The organism is Arthrobacter sp. MDT2-3, from assembly GCF_059090465.1.
This window is the reverse complement of sequence record NZ_JBNHFS010000004.1, coordinates 298,343-312,175: the sequence shown is the minus strand read 5'-3', so window position 1 is coordinate 312,175 and position 13,833 is coordinate 298,343. Positions and strand designations below refer to the sequence as shown.

Annotated in this window: 16 protein-coding genes and 1 riboswitch; of the genes, 5 read left to right on the top strand and 11 right to left on the bottom strand. The window is 67.2% G+C overall.

The genetic code is table 11. The annotated features are described in order from the left end of the window. The first annotated feature begins 129 nt into the window (after positions 1-129). Positions 130-1,161, top strand: coding sequence for an Lrp/AsnC family transcriptional regulator (locus tag AC5RUQ_RS14255; protein WP_493947980.1), 1,032 nt, complete (start codon positions 130-132; stop codon positions 1,159-1,161). Between the two features lie 78 nt (positions 1,162-1,239). After that, entirely contained in the window at positions 1,240-2,640 is a 1,401-nt protein-coding gene (locus tag AC5RUQ_RS14250) for an MFS transporter (RefSeq protein WP_493947979.1), read from the top strand. Positions 2,641-2,645: 5 nt separating this feature from the next. On the opposite strand, the gene AC5RUQ_RS14245 is transcribed toward AC5RUQ_RS14250, so the two are convergent. Further along, a complete protein-coding gene (locus AC5RUQ_RS14245; protein WP_493947978.1) occupies positions 2,646-3,389 on the bottom strand; it encodes an SAM-dependent methyltransferase in 744 nt (247 codons plus the stop codon). Positions 3,390-3,775: 386 nt separating this feature from the next. On the opposite strand from AC5RUQ_RS14245, the gene AC5RUQ_RS14240 reads away from it, so the two are divergent. Then, entirely contained in the window at positions 3,776-5,692 is a 1,917-nt protein-coding gene (locus AC5RUQ_RS14240) for a DEAD/DEAH box helicase (RefSeq protein WP_493947977.1), read from the top strand. 88 nt (positions 5,693-5,780) lie between these two features. Here AC5RUQ_RS14240 and AC5RUQ_RS14235 read toward each other — a convergent pair whose 3' ends face one another. The 7 genes from AC5RUQ_RS14235 to AC5RUQ_RS14205 all read right to left on the bottom strand — a co-directional run bounded on the left by AC5RUQ_RS14235 (position 5,781) and on the right by AC5RUQ_RS14205 (position 10,336). Continuing rightward, positions 5,781-6,431, bottom strand: coding sequence for an MBL fold metallo-hydrolase (locus tag AC5RUQ_RS14235; protein ID WP_493947976.1), 651 nt, complete (start codon positions 6,429-6,431; stop codon positions 5,781-5,783). 37 nt (positions 6,432-6,468) lie between these two features. Next, positions 6,469-7,461, bottom strand: a complete 993-nt coding sequence (locus AC5RUQ_RS14230) for an aldo/keto reductase (protein WP_493947975.1) — start codon at positions 7,459-7,461, stop codon at positions 6,469-6,471. A gap of 69 nt (positions 7,462-7,530) precedes the next feature. Then, entirely contained in the window at positions 7,531-8,157 is a 627-nt protein-coding gene (locus AC5RUQ_RS14225; protein ID WP_493947974.1) for a nucleoside/nucleotide kinase family protein, read from the bottom strand. A gap of 111 nt (positions 8,158-8,268) precedes the next feature. Further along, positions 8,269-8,646, bottom strand: coding sequence for a DMT family transporter (locus tag AC5RUQ_RS14220; protein ID WP_493948142.1), 378 nt, complete (start codon positions 8,644-8,646; stop codon positions 8,269-8,271). Continuing rightward, on the bottom strand, positions 8,646-8,969 hold the full coding sequence (locus tag AC5RUQ_RS14215) for a DMT family transporter (protein WP_163167896.1): 324 nt from the start codon (positions 8,967-8,969) through the stop codon (positions 8,646-8,648). The genes AC5RUQ_RS14220 and AC5RUQ_RS14215 overlap by 1 nt, the downstream gene beginning before the upstream one ends. A gap of 9 nt (positions 8,970-8,978) precedes the next feature. Next, positions 8,979-9,044, bottom strand: a riboswitch (guanidine-III (ykkC-III) riboswitch). Positions 9,045-9,127: 83 nt separating this feature from the next. Beyond that, positions 9,128-9,658, bottom strand: coding sequence for a ferritin (locus tag AC5RUQ_RS14210; protein ID WP_493947973.1), 531 nt, complete (start codon positions 9,656-9,658; stop codon positions 9,128-9,130). Positions 9,659-9,730: 72 nt separating this feature from the next. Then, positions 9,731-10,336: a HutD/Ves family protein gene (locus AC5RUQ_RS14205; RefSeq protein ID WP_493947972.1), complete on the bottom strand. Its 606-nt coding sequence runs from the start codon at positions 10,334-10,336 to the stop codon at positions 9,731-9,733. A gap of 96 nt (positions 10,337-10,432) precedes the next feature. On the opposite strand from AC5RUQ_RS14205, the gene AC5RUQ_RS14200 reads away from it, so the two are divergent. Continuing rightward, on the top strand, positions 10,433-11,047 hold the full coding sequence (locus AC5RUQ_RS14200; RefSeq protein ID WP_493947971.1) for a phosphoribosylanthranilate isomerase: 615 nt from the start codon (positions 10,433-10,435) through the stop codon (positions 11,045-11,047). A 71-nt stretch (positions 11,048-11,118) separates the two neighbouring features. After that, positions 11,119-11,520 (top strand): YccF domain-containing protein, encoded by a 402-nt coding sequence (locus AC5RUQ_RS14195; RefSeq protein WP_493947970.1) that lies wholly within the window; start codon positions 11,119-11,121, stop codon positions 11,518-11,520. 56 nt (positions 11,521-11,576) lie between these two features. On the opposite strand, the gene AC5RUQ_RS14190 is transcribed toward AC5RUQ_RS14195, so the two are convergent. From AC5RUQ_RS14190 to AC5RUQ_RS14180, 3 genes are all read right to left on the bottom strand, one after another. Further along, complete coding sequence (locus AC5RUQ_RS14190) at positions 11,577-11,963, bottom strand: VOC family protein (RefSeq protein ID WP_493947969.1); 387 nt, start codon at positions 11,961-11,963, stop codon at positions 11,577-11,579. A gap of 94 nt (positions 11,964-12,057) precedes the next feature. Beyond that, positions 12,058-12,867 (bottom strand): 2-phosphosulfolactate phosphatase, encoded by an 810-nt coding sequence (locus tag AC5RUQ_RS14185; protein ID WP_493947968.1) that lies wholly within the window; start codon positions 12,865-12,867, stop codon positions 12,058-12,060. Continuing rightward, positions 12,864-13,733 (bottom strand): DUF4031 domain-containing protein, encoded by an 870-nt coding sequence (locus AC5RUQ_RS14180; RefSeq protein WP_493947967.1) that lies wholly within the window; start codon positions 13,731-13,733, stop codon positions 12,864-12,866. Before AC5RUQ_RS14180 ends, AC5RUQ_RS14185 begins: the two co-directional genes overlap by 4 nt. Between the last annotated feature and the right edge of the window lie 100 nt (positions 13,734-13,833).

Genomic DNA, 13,833 nt, shown 5'->3' with positions numbered 1-13,833 from the left:
TGCTCCTCCAAAGAATGGACTGCTTCCAGTCTGGCGTGACCTGCTTCACAACTGCGGGAACCGCTGGAAAAATGCGAGGGCAGCCCTCCTGCTCCTCGATCTACGCAGCCGTGCGGAAGAATGGGCACCATGGACCTGACCGAGGAGGACCTCGCACTCATCAACGCGCTTGAGATCGCGCCCCGGGTGAGCTGGGCGGATGCAGGCGAAATCCTGGGCGTGCACGCCACCACCTTGGCAGCGCGGTGGGAACGGGTGCGTCGCTCTGGTGCCGCATGGGTGACGGCCCACCTGATGGGTGACCCAAAGCAGATGTGCCTGGCCTTCGTCGACGTCGACTGCGAGATGCACCGCCGCGACGAGGTGACGGAGGCCCTGGCTGCCGTACCCGAGATCGTCACGATCGAGGAAGCAGCCAGCAACCGGGACCTGATGCTGACAGTCCTGACCCCGTCCCTTGAGGAGTTCACCACGGCAGTTGCCTCCCGCCTCAAGGACATCGATGGCCTGCTGAAGTACCAGACGTCCCTGTGCACCAGGCTGCACTCCGGCGGTTACGCCTGGCGCCTCAACGTACTGAACCGGGCGCAGGTTGCGGCGCTGCAGGCCAAGGCCGGGCCGGAAGCGGCAGGATCTGCACCGCCGGAGACCGTCGTCGAGCCTTTGCCGGAAAGCCATCTGGCGCTGCTGCCCTTCCTGGCAAGGGACGGGCGGGCGACGGCGGCCGACATCGCCCGGGCCTTGGACAGGCACCCTGCCACAGTCCAGCGCCAGCTGAACCGCGTCCTCGCGAGCAGGGTGCTCTCGTTCCGCTGCGAAGTGGCGCAGAAGTTCTCCGGCTACCCCGTAACGTGCCAGTGGTTCGCCAACGTACCGGCGGGCCGGCATGAGGCGGCGGCCGTTGAGCTCCGCGGCCTCCGCAACGTCCGCCTCAGTGCCTCCACCACTGGCCGCACGAACTTCCTGATCATCATGTGGTTGCAGTCGCTCGCCGATGTGATGAACGCCGAACTCGCCCTGCAGCAGCGGATCCCCGGGATTGAACTGGTGGAAAGCGTGGTGATGCTCAGTACCGTCAAGCGGGTGGGCTGGATGCTGAACCAGGATTCCACGGCCACCGGACGGGTCATTGTCCCCGCGGCGGTGGCCAGCGCCGGGTGAGCCGGCAGGAAGCGTGAGCCCTGTCACTGCCGGCCGCTATGCTGGCACGACAGACAAACGACCGATCGGGCCAGAAGCGTGCGCGAGACAACCCTTTCAGCCGCGGATCCCCACGCCGGCATCCTGCAGCGGCCGTACTTGTGGGTGACCATCGGTGCCTGCGCACTGGTGTTCCTGGCGGCGTTCGAATCCCTTGCGGTGACCACCATCATGCCCGTAGTCAGCCGCGAGCTAAATGGTGCGGGCCTCTATGCCCTGGCGTTCGCCGGCCCGCTGGCAACAGGCGTCATCGGCATGGTGGCTGCGGGAAACTGGTCCGACCGCAGGGGACCCGCTGTTCCCCTGTATGCGTCCGTAGCGCTGTTCGTGGCGGGGCTGCTGATCGCGGGCACCGCCGTCTCCATGCCGCTGCTGGTGGCGGGCCGGCTGGTGCAGGGGTTGGGCGGCGGTGCCCTGACCGTTGCGTTGTACGTGTTGGTGGCCCGGATCTATCCCGGGTTGCTGCACAGCAAAATTTTCGCTGCGTTCTCTGCGGCCTGGGTGATCCCGTCCCTGGTGGGGCCCTTCGCAGCCGGAATTGTGGCGCAGGTGTTGAGCTGGCACTGGGTGTTCCTGGGTGTGGTGGGCCTGGTCATTCCGGCGCTGGTGATGATCGTCCCGGTGCTGCGCGGGATGACGTCCGCCAAGGAACAGGCTGCTCCTTCAGGGCAACCACCCACCCCGTGGGCCCTTGGCCGCCTTGCCTGGGCCACTTTGGCCGCGCTTGCCGTGCTGGGGCTCAACCTGTCGCGGGAGGCCAAGTTTCACGGTTTCCCCGCCGCGCCGGCACTCCTGGCGGTGGCCGCCGTCGTGGTTGCCCTGGTGGCGGTGCGGCCCTTGGTGCCACCGCGCACGCTCGCTGCCGGGCGCGGCCTGCCAAGCGTGATCCTGGTCCGCGGGCTCGCCTCAGCCGCGTTCTTCGGCGCCGAAGTCTATTTGCCGTACCTGCTGATTGAGCAGTACGCCTTTTCGCCCACCTTTGCCGGGCTCACCCTTACCGGTGGAGCGTTGGCTTGGGCGGGCGCGTCGGCAGTCCAGGGGCGGCTCGGTGCGCGGTTGTCCCACCGCTGCGCCGTCCGCATCGGTTCGTTGATGGTCCTGGGCGCCGTGGTACTTGCCCTGGCCACCACCGCACTGCACTGGCCGGCCGCCGTCGCAATCGTTGGGTGGGTCTTCGCCGGCGGTGGCATGGGCCTGCTCTATCCGCGGCTGAGCGTGATGACCCTGGCGCTATCCACGAAGGAGAACGAGGGCTTCAACAGCTCGGCCATGTCCATCTCCGACTCCCTGGGCGGCGCGCTCGCACTGGCCGCTACCGGCATCGTGTTCGCGGCGTTTACGACGACGACGGAATCCTTCGCGGGCGTCTTTGGACTTGCCGCCGTGGTCGCGGTCGCCGCGGCCGCCCTAGCGCCCCGGGTCACCGCCAAAACCCCTTAGGGAAGTCAGGGGAGCCGGCTGGCGCGAACCACCACGTCGGCGATGGTGGCGTGCTGGCCGTCCGGCCCGGTCACCGGCCGCTCCCGGCTGGTCTGCACTTCCAGCTGCCATTCTGGCCCGTCAAGCCCCAGCTCCTGGACCAGTTGCTCCCCCGTGTAGAACATCCCGTCGTGGGTGTGCGCCCCGCCCCATGGCGGCAGCCGGTGCGGATGGTGCCCCACTACCAGCAAAGTTCCCCCGGGCTTGACCGCCGCGGCGGCCGTGCGAAGGGGGCCCTGCCAGGCGAGTTCCTGGGAGTGGAGGAACTGTGAGGTCACGAGATCGTACGCTTCCCTGGGCTGCCATTCCTTGAGGTCGGCCTGCTGCCAACTGATGCGGCTGGCGATGGCACCCTCGGCTGCATGCACGCTTTCCCGCGCGAGTGCCGCCTTTTCATGCCCGTGTGCACGTTCCAGCGCCACGGCTGAAACGTCGACGGCGGTGACGGTCCAGCCGTGTTGGGCGAGCCAGATGGCGTCCGCACCTTCGCCGCAGCCAAGGTCCAGCGCATGTCCAGGCCGCAGCCCGCCCGCCTCCCGGACCAGCTGGGGGTTTGGCTTGCCGCTCCAGATCTGGGGTTTGCTGCGGTACCGCTCGTCCCACAGGGAAGCCGCGTCCCGGATCCCCTGACCCTCGCCGTCCCCGGAAAGGCCGGGGCCGCCGTCGTGCGTTGCCTCGTGTTCATGCTGGTGGGCCGCGTGTTCGCTCATGCCTCAACCCTGCCCCGCACAGGCTGTGTTCGCAACGCCCAACCAGGTAGCGCTAAGTGTCGTTATGGAGGCCCAGAACGACACTTAGCGCGACTTGGTTGGGAGGGGACAGGGCAGTCGGGAAAGGGGAGCGGGCTTGGGATGCTAGACTGGTGGAACTTGATGTGCAGTGATGCCCATGTACCCCTTCATTTAGGGGACGGGGCTTTTTTCATGTGAGAGGCACATCCTGCGTCGATGAACGCGTTCCATTTGGTCCCGGTCGTCGCTTTGCATAAGCGGCAGCAGGCTGGTTGATCACCTGACTTTTCTTCGGCGAACCCCCTGGGCCAACCGGCGTCGGGGGCCGATATCCGCACGGATACCGCCTGAAAGACCTTTGAACTTTGACTACTTTTGCTGCCCTCGGCACGCCCAAAGCCCTCGCCGACACCCTTACCGCACAGGGAATCACCGAGCCGTTCCCCATCCAGGTGAAGACCCTCCCGGACACGCTGGCAGGACGCGACGTCCTTGGCCGCGGCCGCACCGGCTCCGGCAAGACCATCGCGTTCGCCATCCCGCTGGTGGCACGCCTTGCCGAGCGCGAAGCCAAGCACTTCCGCAAGCCCGGCCGCCCCATGGGCCTGGTCCTTGCCCCCACCCGCGAGCTGGCCACCCAGATCAACGCCACCATCGAGCCGCTGGCCAAGGCTGCCGGCCTGAACACCACCGTGATCTACGGCGGCATCTCGCAGGCCCGCCAGGAAAAGGCCCTGCGTGCCGGCGTTGACATCGTCATCGCCTGCCCCGGCCGCCTGGAGGACCTGATCCGCCAGCGCATCCTCACCCTCGAGGCCGTGGAAATCACCGTCCTGGACGAGGCCGACCACATGGCCGACCTCGGCTTCCTGCCCGTGGTGAAGAAGCTCATGGACATGACCCCCAGCCAGGGCCAGCGCCTGCTCTTCTCCGCCACCCTGGACAACGGCGTGGACAAGATCGTCCAGCGCTACCTGTCCAACCCGCTCACACACTCCGTGGACGACCCGCAGGCAGCTGTCACCACCATGGAACACCACGTCCTGGTGGTCAACGACCAGACCGTCAAGAAGCAGCTGATCGTGGAGCTCGCTTCCGGTGCCGGCCGCCGCGTCCTCTTTATGCGGACCAAGCACCACGCCCGCAAGCTGGCCAAAACCCTCACCGACGCCGGGATCCCCGCGGTCGACCTGCACGGCAACCTTTCTCAGAATGCCCGGGACCGCAACCTCGCTGAGTTCTCCTCCGGTGACGTCCGCGTCCTGGTGGCCACCGATGTCGCAGCCCGCGGCGTGCACGTGGACGACGTCGAACTGGTGATCCACGTTGACCCGCCCACCGAGCACAAGGCATACCTGCACCGTTCAGGCCGCACCGCCCGTGCCGGTTCCGACGGCACTGTGGTGACGCTGACCCTCCCGGAGCAGCAGACCGACGTGAAGAAGCTGATGAAGGCTGCCGGCGTCGAGGTTAACTTCGAGCGCGTCACCGCGAACTCGCCCATCGTTGCCGAGCTCGTGGGCGAAATGGCTGACAAGATCGATCCCCGGACCCGCGCAGCGCTGCTGGCCAAGAAGGCCGCACAGCAGGGCGGCGGCACCTCTACGGGCGCCAACGCTGAGCGCAAGCGGGCACGCCGCCAGGCTGCACCCACTGCCGGCGGCCGTGGCGGCCGTGGTGGACGCGGCCGCGTTTCCGCCGAGCCCACGCGGACCGATGTTCCCCGCGCCGAGCGCCGGGCAGCAGCATTCGAGGGCCGCACCGAAGCCCGCGCGGCGTTTGATCGCGTTGCCGAGCAGAACGAGGACCGCGCCGTTGCCGCAGCAGCAGCCCGCCGCAACGCCCGTGGCCGTGGCACTGCAGCTTCGACCCACCGCAACGACGTCCCCGCGGCAGGTGGCCGTGCAGCGGCTGGCCGCGGTTCGGACGGACGCACTGATTCACGCGTAACCCGAAGCGACGCTCCCCGCGGCGGCACCGGCCGTCCGGCTTCCTCAGGCCGTCCGGCTGCTTCCGGCGGACAGCGCAGCGGACGTCCGGCAACGGGCCAGCGTGCAGCAGCCGGCGCAGGTGCCCGGACCGGCGGCGGTTCACGCTCCGCAGGTGCAGGTGCAGGTGCAGGTGCAGCCAGCGGCGGCAACAAGGCTGTCTGGTCCTCGAACACCGGCGGAACCTCCGGCGGATCATATGGTTCAAGCAACGGTGGCGGTTCCGGTCGTCCCGCCCGCAGCGGCCCCCGCCGTGCTTCGGCTCCGGCGTCGAACGAACGCCGCAGCCGCTAAGGTTACGGACTTCCACTGCTGAAACGGACGGCCGCTCCCGGGATCCCGGGAGCGGCCGTCCGAATCAGCAGCGGAAACCCTGGCCGTCCTACCAGCCGCGGGCGCGCCACTCCTCGAGGTGCGGCCGCTCATCACCCAGGGTGGTCGGCTTGCCGTGGCCTGGATGCACGACGGCGGCGTCCGGGTAAGTCCCGAACAGCCGCTCGCTGACGTCGGTGAGAAGCCTGGCGAACCGCTCCGGGTCCTTCTGGGTGTTGCCTACCCCGCCGGGAAACAGCGAGTCCCCGGAAAAGATGTGCGTGGGGCCTTCCGGTTCCTCGTATACAAACGCGATCGACCCCGGAGTGTGCCCGCGCAGGTGGACGGCCGTCAGCTGGAAGCCGTCCACGGACACGGTATCCCCCTGCTCAAGGTGCCGGTCCACTGCAACGGGCAACGCGGCGGCGTCGTCCTTTCCTGCAGCAGTGGGCGCGCCCGTTGCGGCCACCAGCTCCTTCAACGCCCGCACGTGGTCCCAGTGCTGGTGCGTGGTGGCGATCAGGGCAAGTCTGGGCGCAGCGGATGTATCCGCGGCCGAATCCTGCAGCAGCTGCTGGATGGCCGGCAGGTCATCCGCGGCGTCGATGAGCACCTGCTCGCCGGTGGTCTTGGCGGTCAGCAGGTACATGTTGTTGTCCATCTCGCTGACAGAAATCCGCCTAATGGTCAGCGCCGGCAGGTCGTAAAGAAGTGAGTCCATAGGCTTCAGTCTAGGGAACCGCTTTTTCCGGCGCCGGTTACTCACGGCCTTGGGACACCCAGTTGGGATCCGCCGAGCGGGAACCGACGACGGCGTCCGAAGCTTCGGCCAGTGCGTCCAGTTGCGCCGGGGTCAGCTTCAGGGCCAAGGCACCCAGGTTCTCGTCGATCCGGTGTGTTTTGCGGGTGCCGGGAATGGGGACGACGGGCAGGCCGAGCAGGTTGCCCTGGGCGAACAGCCACGCCAGGGCAACCTGGGCCGGCGTCGCTTCCAGTTCGTCCGCTACGGACCGGACGGTGGCCACCACTGCCTGGTTGGCACTCGCCGCATCAGGGGCGAAGCGGGGGATCCGGCGTCGGAAGTCGCTGTCCCCCAGGCTGGAAGCGTCGACGGTGCCGGTGAGGAATCCCCGGCCCAATGGCGAGTACGGCACAAAACCCACTCCCAGGGCGGCGGCGGCCGGAACAACGTTGCGTTCCACGTCGCGGCTCCAGATGGACCATTCACTCTGGACCGCCGCAATGGGGTGGATAGCGGATGCTGCCTCCAGCTCCTGGGCCGTCACCTCCGACAGCCCCAGGTGCTTGACCTTGCCCTGCTGCACAAGCTCCGCCATGGCCTCCACGGTTTCCACAATCGGAACGCGGAGGTCACGGCGGTGCATGTAGTAGAGGTCAATCACGTCCGTGCCCAGCCGCTGCAGGCTCCGGTCCACGGCCTGGCGGATGTGCGCGGCGTCGCCCCGGATATCCGTATAGCCGTCTGCAGGCGAGCCCACCAGGCCGAATTTAGTCGCTAGCTGGACCTCGTCCCGCCGCTCCTTTAGCAGTTGCGCGATCAGTTCCTCGTTGCTGCCTCCGCCGTAGATGTCCGCGGTGTCGATGAAGGTGACGCCGGCATCGACCGCGTGGTGCAGCGTCCGGAGCGCGTCAGCCGGATCGACCTCCCCATAGACCGGTGTGAGTGCCATTCCGCCGAAGCCGAGCTGGCTGACCATGAGGCCGTCGCCAAGGTGGACCGTTGCTGCCATGACCGTGCTCCCATCATAGAAGTTGTCCAAGCCAAGAACCCCGCCCCCGGTGGCTGTATTCCGTCAGTCCTAATGCCAGGGAATGACCCGGTCCGCAGCCGGGCGGGTTGCTTGGATCAACACCGCGTTGGCTTCGTCCGGGCCGGTTGCCCAAGCCTTGGCTGCAGCCGGTTCCATTCCAAACGAAACGTGCCGTGCCACCAGGCGCGCCAGGCGCAGCTCCGGGGGCGCATCCACAAACCACACCTCGTCCAGCTGCGCCCTGATGTCCTTCCAGGGTTCCTGTTCCATCAGGAGGTAATTGCCCTCCGTGATCACCAGCGGAACGTCGGCCAGGATCGCGATGGATGCTGCCACGGGTTCATCCAGGGTGCGCCGGAACTCCGGGGCATACACGACCGGCTCATCCCGGCGTACCAGGCGGCGCAACAGCGAAAGGTAACCGCCGGCGTCGAACGTGTCGATCGCTCCCTTGCGCTGGCGCAACGGGGTGCCGTCGATGATGGCGTTGCCGAGGTGGAAGCCGTCCATGGGCACCACCACGGCCTGCCCGGGCTCAAACTGCTGCCGGATCCACTCTGCGCAGGTGGACTTGCCGGAACCGGGGGCCCCCGCAATGCCGAGGACGGTCCGCGCTCCCGGAACGAGCCTTGCCCGGAGGGCGGCCACCGCCTGGGTGATCTCGGGGGAGTCCATGGCAAAAGCCTAGACTGCCCGCTGGATCTCCCCACCTTTTGTGCCAGGAAGGGCAGAGACGACGGCGATCCGCGGGGCCACGCCGTCGGCCTGCCTGATACATGGGGATATTCAGCGGCGGGCTGGGGAGGCAGTTTCGGGCTCGGAGGCGTCGGCCCCGCCGGGCAGCACTTTAAGGCCGGCCGCACATCCCACGATCCCGGCGATGAACACCACTTTGACCACACTGAATGCTTCGACGCCGGTGGCCATGGCCCAACCCACCGTCAGCGCAGCACCAATTCCCACCCACACGGCGTAGGCGGTGCCCAGGGGAATAGTCCGGATGGCCATGCCCAAGCCCAGCATGCTCAACGTTGCCGTCACTGCGAAGACAAGGGTGGGAACGGGCTCAGTAAAGCCGTCGGATAAACCGAGAGCTGTGGCCCACACCGCTTCGAGAACGGCCGAGGCAAGAAGCACCAACCAAGGAATCGAGCGCCGCAGCATCACGCCACCACCTTCAGGCCCACCACGCACACCGCGATGCCGGACAGCAGGAGGAGGCGTGCCGCCGTCGGGCGTTCCACCTTGGTGGCGATGGCGTAGGCGGAGGTCAGCACTACACCCACACCCACCCACACCGCGTACGCCGTCCCGGTGGGTATCGATTGCATGGCGATGGCCAGGCCGCCGGTGCTGGCGGCCACGGAGACCAGGAAGAGGGCGGCGGGGGCGATGCGGCGCCGGCCGGAAGCCTGGAAGGTACGGTGCAGGGCTGCGGCCCACACAGCTTCAAGGGCGCCGGAAAGAATGAGTATTAACCACGGCATGACAGATCCTTTGGCCAGTCTTGTCGCGTGCCGGGTACTGAACCGTCGTCCGGAGGCCCGTTTACGGAGCCTACCCTTCCAGCCTAGCAACGCCAGACGCCGGGTGGCCACCGATGGTGCGGAACCTCACCACCGGGTGGCCTCCCTGGGCCCGGACGTCAGAGGACGCCGCCGGCTGCCTCCGGGGCCGAGGAGTCGCGGCCGCCGTCGCCGATGGTTTCGCGGGCAATGAAGTTCTCGATGTCGAACAGGTTGTCCGCACGCTCGGCGATGTTCAGCAGCGTGGTCATGGACGCGACCTCTTCCACCTGCTCCTTCAGGAACCAGAGCATAAACTGCTCACCCAGTGCATCGTTTTCGCCTCGGGCGGCCCGGAACAGGTCCTCGATGTTGCGGGTTACTTCCTTTTCCTGCTGCAGGGCCAGGGCCAGCGGCTCGGTGACCGAGGTGAAGTCGTTGCGGACGGCGGGGACGCCTGGAATGGTGAAGGCGATATCCCGGTCCAGCATGTACTGCACCATCATCATGGCGTGGTTCCGTTCCTCCACAGACTGGCGGTAAAAGTACTTGGCCAGCTGGGGGAGGTCCTGGTTGGCGAACCAGGTGGCCACGGCAATGTACTGCTGCGATGCCGTGAATTCGTTGCCGATCTGGGTGGACAGGAGCGCATTGAATGTTGAAGTGGTCATAGCCCGAGTCTAGGGACGGCCGTGTGGAGCCACCAGTGTGGAAAGGCTCTGCTACCCAAAGGCGAGGCTGTCCTATTCCGCGTGGGGCTCATCTTCCACCGGATCGATCTCCACCGGGTCGATCGAGACGACGGCCAGGAAACCGCGGCCCAGGACGTCGGGGGTGTCGACGTCGGAGCCCACCACGGCGTCGTACCGCGCCAGCGCCTCGGGTTCAGTAATTCCTTCGGCTGCCGTGGCCTGGCCCTGGAGGAGGATCCCCAGCTGCCCTTCGAAGATGGGCTTGGCACGCTTTTTCGAGAGCTCGATGATGGACGTGAAGCCCTTGAAGCGGCCGGCCCGCGTGATCACGTTGAGGTCCCGGATGTCGCCGGTCGGAAGGGAAGCGTGCGTGCTGGCCCCGCCCGGAAACCGGAATGGACGGTACTTCTCCAGGGGGTGTTCGGCGCCGTCCACGGACAGCAGCAGGAGTTCACCCTCGATCACCGTCAGCACCCGCTCCATCCCCGGGAACGCGGAGAAGTCCCCGGCCTTGCTGACGTCAGCGATGCTGACCCGCCAGTCCCAGGCCCCGTCCTGCGTGGAAGCTGAGCCGGGGTGGCTGGCAACCTGGCGCGTCACTCCGCCGCCGTTCCGCCAGGGTTCGGGCTTGAGGTCTGCAAAGCGGATGATCTCCATCTGCCCAGCCTAATTCCCCCGCGTACATCCCGCGGCCAGCCTTCCTGCTACTCTCCTCCGGGGGGATAACACAAAAACAGCCTCAAGGAGCCGGGAATGTTTGTAAAAGTGTGTGGTCTCAGTACGCCCGAATCCGTCCGTGAAGCGGTAAGTGCCGGGGCGGATGCCGTGGGTTTCGTCCTCACCGCCAGCCCCCGCGTCGTCTCGCCATCCCAGGCGTCCTCGTTGCTGGCGGAGGTCCCCGCGGGAGTCTCGCCCATCGGAGTATTCCGCCACGAACCCGTGGCCGACGCTGTGGCGATCGCCCGCGTTGCCGGGCTGGAATGGATCCAGCTGCACGGCCCGCGCACCCGCGAGGACGTCGCTACCGTGCACGACGCCGGCATGAAGCTGATCAGGGCAGTCACCATGGACGCCGCTCCCGAGGAGTTCGAAGACTGGGGCGAGGATCTTCTGCTGATCGACGCCGCCGTGCCGGGCTCCGGGAAGGCGTGGGACTATGCCTCCGTGGCCGCCCTGCCGGTTCTTCAAGGACGCCATTGGCTGCTCGCCGGCGGGCTTGACCCCGCCAACGTCGGTGCTGCCTCCACGGCAGCCCATGCCTGGGGCGTCGATGTTTCCTCCGGCGTGGAGGCATCCCGGGGCGTGAAGGACCTGGCCAAGGTGCGTGCCTTCGTGGAGGCAGCGAAGGGTGCTGCTGCCCCGGCTTAGCAGCCGGGCTAAGGGGCCGGTCAGGGCAAACCCCCATCCTTTTGCCACAGCCACCGGGGCACAATGGATGAATGAAGACACTGCTCAACATCATCTGGCTGGTTTTCGGGGGATTCTGGCTTGCGCTGGGCTACTTCCTGGCCGGCGTCATCTGCTGCCTGCTCATCATCACCATCCCGTGGGGTATCGCCTCCTTCAGGATTGCGTCCTACACGCTGTGGCCGTTCGGACGCACAGTGGTGGACAAGCCCAGCGGCACAGGAGTGTTCCCGCTGCTGGGCAATGTGATCTGGCTGCTGGTGGCGGGTATCTGGATTGCCATCGGCCACGTGGTCACTGCCTTTGCCATGGCCGTCACCATCATCGGCATCCCGCTGGCCATCGCGAACCTGAAGCTCATCCCGGTGTCCCTGATGCCGCTGGGCAAGCAGATTGTGCCCACCAGCGCGCCGTTCGTCACGGCCTACCGGTAAACCGGCTCCCGCCCCACCAGGAAAGCAGCCCGGGGAACGGATGAGCCGACGGGCCTCTACTCCGTTGGCTCATCCGGCCGCAGCGCCCGCAGGACGCAGAACTCATTGCCGTCCGGATCAGCCATTACCACCCAGGTGACCTCGGGGCCCTGGCCCACGGAAACGCGTTTGGCACCAAGGCCCTCGAGCCTTGCAACCTCTGCGTCGCGGTCCTCCGGCCGCAGGTCCAGATGAAGCCTGTTCTTGACCTCCTTGCGCTCGGGCACCTTGAGGAAGAGCAGGTCCGGGGATACCCCGTCCTCGGGGCTGCCGGCCGGCGGCTCGAGCACAATCTCGTCGTCCGCCTCGTAGGTCCGCCGCCACCCCAGCGCCTTCTCCCAGAAGTCCGCGGGCACTTTCGGATCGGTCGAATCGATGCAAAGGGACTGGATGCGCAGGGTCATCCGAGCAGTGTTGCATCCCTAACGGGAGCCGTAAAGGTCCGGCTGGCGGAAACTATCCCTTTGGTCCAGCCGGACCAACAGGGCACCGGGTCCTTTAGCGTGGGCTGAATACCCCGTTTACCAGGAGGGCCACGGCGCCGCTGTCGTCCAACTCCGCGGCGATATCCACGTCGTCGGCATAGCCGGCACCGGCCAGCTCGCGGCCGCTCGAACACCTGTGAAGCATTTCCCGGAGCCGTGGTTCCGCCGCCTCGAACACCGCCATCGCCGCCACGGCTTCCGGTGCGTAGCCGTGCCTGCCGTCTTCGGCCTCGTAGCCGCCCTTGCCGGCAGCCACCAGGCCCGCCACAAATGCGCCTGCGCCGATCTGGTCCTCCACAGCAGGGCGGAGGGTGCCGTCAGGCCAGTGTTCGCCGGCGGCAATCACCGCGATCACGGCATCTTCATCAAAGTTGGCCATCACCCAATCGGCTGTTGCCGCCGCATTGCGGAGCGATACCGCAGCCACCAGCGGGACCTCGCCGGCCAGTTCATGGCACAGAGCGGAACCGTTCGGGGACGGCAGGACCACCCGTTCCAAGGACCCCGCCGTCCGGAGGCTCGCGGGGGACAGGCTCAGTCCGCCGCCGTTGCGGGGCCCTGCCAGCTGGGCGCCGTGGCGGGCGGCGAAGTCCTCCGCGCCGGTGTCCTTCCAAGGAAACGGAAAAACGGCGGCTCCCCGGTCCAGGGCGACGCTGACGCAGGTGCTGAAGGACAGGACGTCGACCACCACGGCCAGGTCCGCGCCGGACGTTACTGTCCTGGCGCCGTCGAGCCCCCATTCCAGCCGCACTGTGTAGGGCAGTTGCCGGTGGGCGGCACTTGCCGTCAGCGTGTGGCGGGGGTTTGAAGTGGGTGCGTTCACGCCAGTTCGCCTTCCAGATTCCGGTGGGCGGCGTCCAGCCACAGCTCCTGCGCCCGGTCGGTATGGAACAGCGGGTCAAGCTCCAGCAGGTGGCGTACGACGGCGGCGCGCCCGGCTGCGAAGTCAGCGTCGCCAATGTGCGCATAATCCTGGCGGACGTCGGCCACGTACCTCGCATACTCGTCAGGTTCGCCGCCCAGTACGGAAAGGTCGGCATCGCAAAGGAGGGCTCCGTCGTCGTCCCCCGGCTCGGGGCGATGGTCCGATGTCAGCCGCACAAGCCGGGCCACCTCGGCGACCTCCGCCTCGGGAAGGCGGGCAGCGACCAGTCGGTCCTCCGCGAGGCGGGCGGACTCTTCTTCGTCCTGCCCCGCTACGCCCCGATAGATGGCGTCGTGGAACCATGCGGCCAGCAGCACCGTGCGCGGCGGGTCAACGGGATCGGTGAGCAGGTCGAGCGCTTCCAGTACCGACAGCAGGTGGGTGCAGCCGTGGTACCGGCGGTGCGGCTCGCTCCAGCGGTCCAGGAGGTCCAGGAACAGCGCGTCGTGGCCGGGCATGATGGCGTCCCAGCGGTTGAACAGCGGGACCTTGAGTGACTTGTTCCGTTGCCGCGCAGGGATCCGCAGGCCGCTGCCGATCAGCTTGCGGACCAGGATCCGGGCCTCCACGGGAATGGCCCCTGCCGCAACCAGCTCAGCGAAGCGGCGCTCCGCCACGTCATAATGGTCGCCGTCGAAGGCCCGCTCCGGAATGCCGGCCGCGGCGGCGAACTCGTGCAGTTCCGCCAGCGACGAGTCAGACACCAGGTGCGAGAAGTGGGTCCCGTGGGCAGGCCAGAGCGGCGGGTCGATGTAGATGGCCATGGAGGAAGTCTAGTTGGGGCGGGTGCACGGCGCGGTGTGCAGCAAGGCGCCGATACCAACGAGGGAAATATCCGGGCAGTATCCGAAGATGCGGCACCGT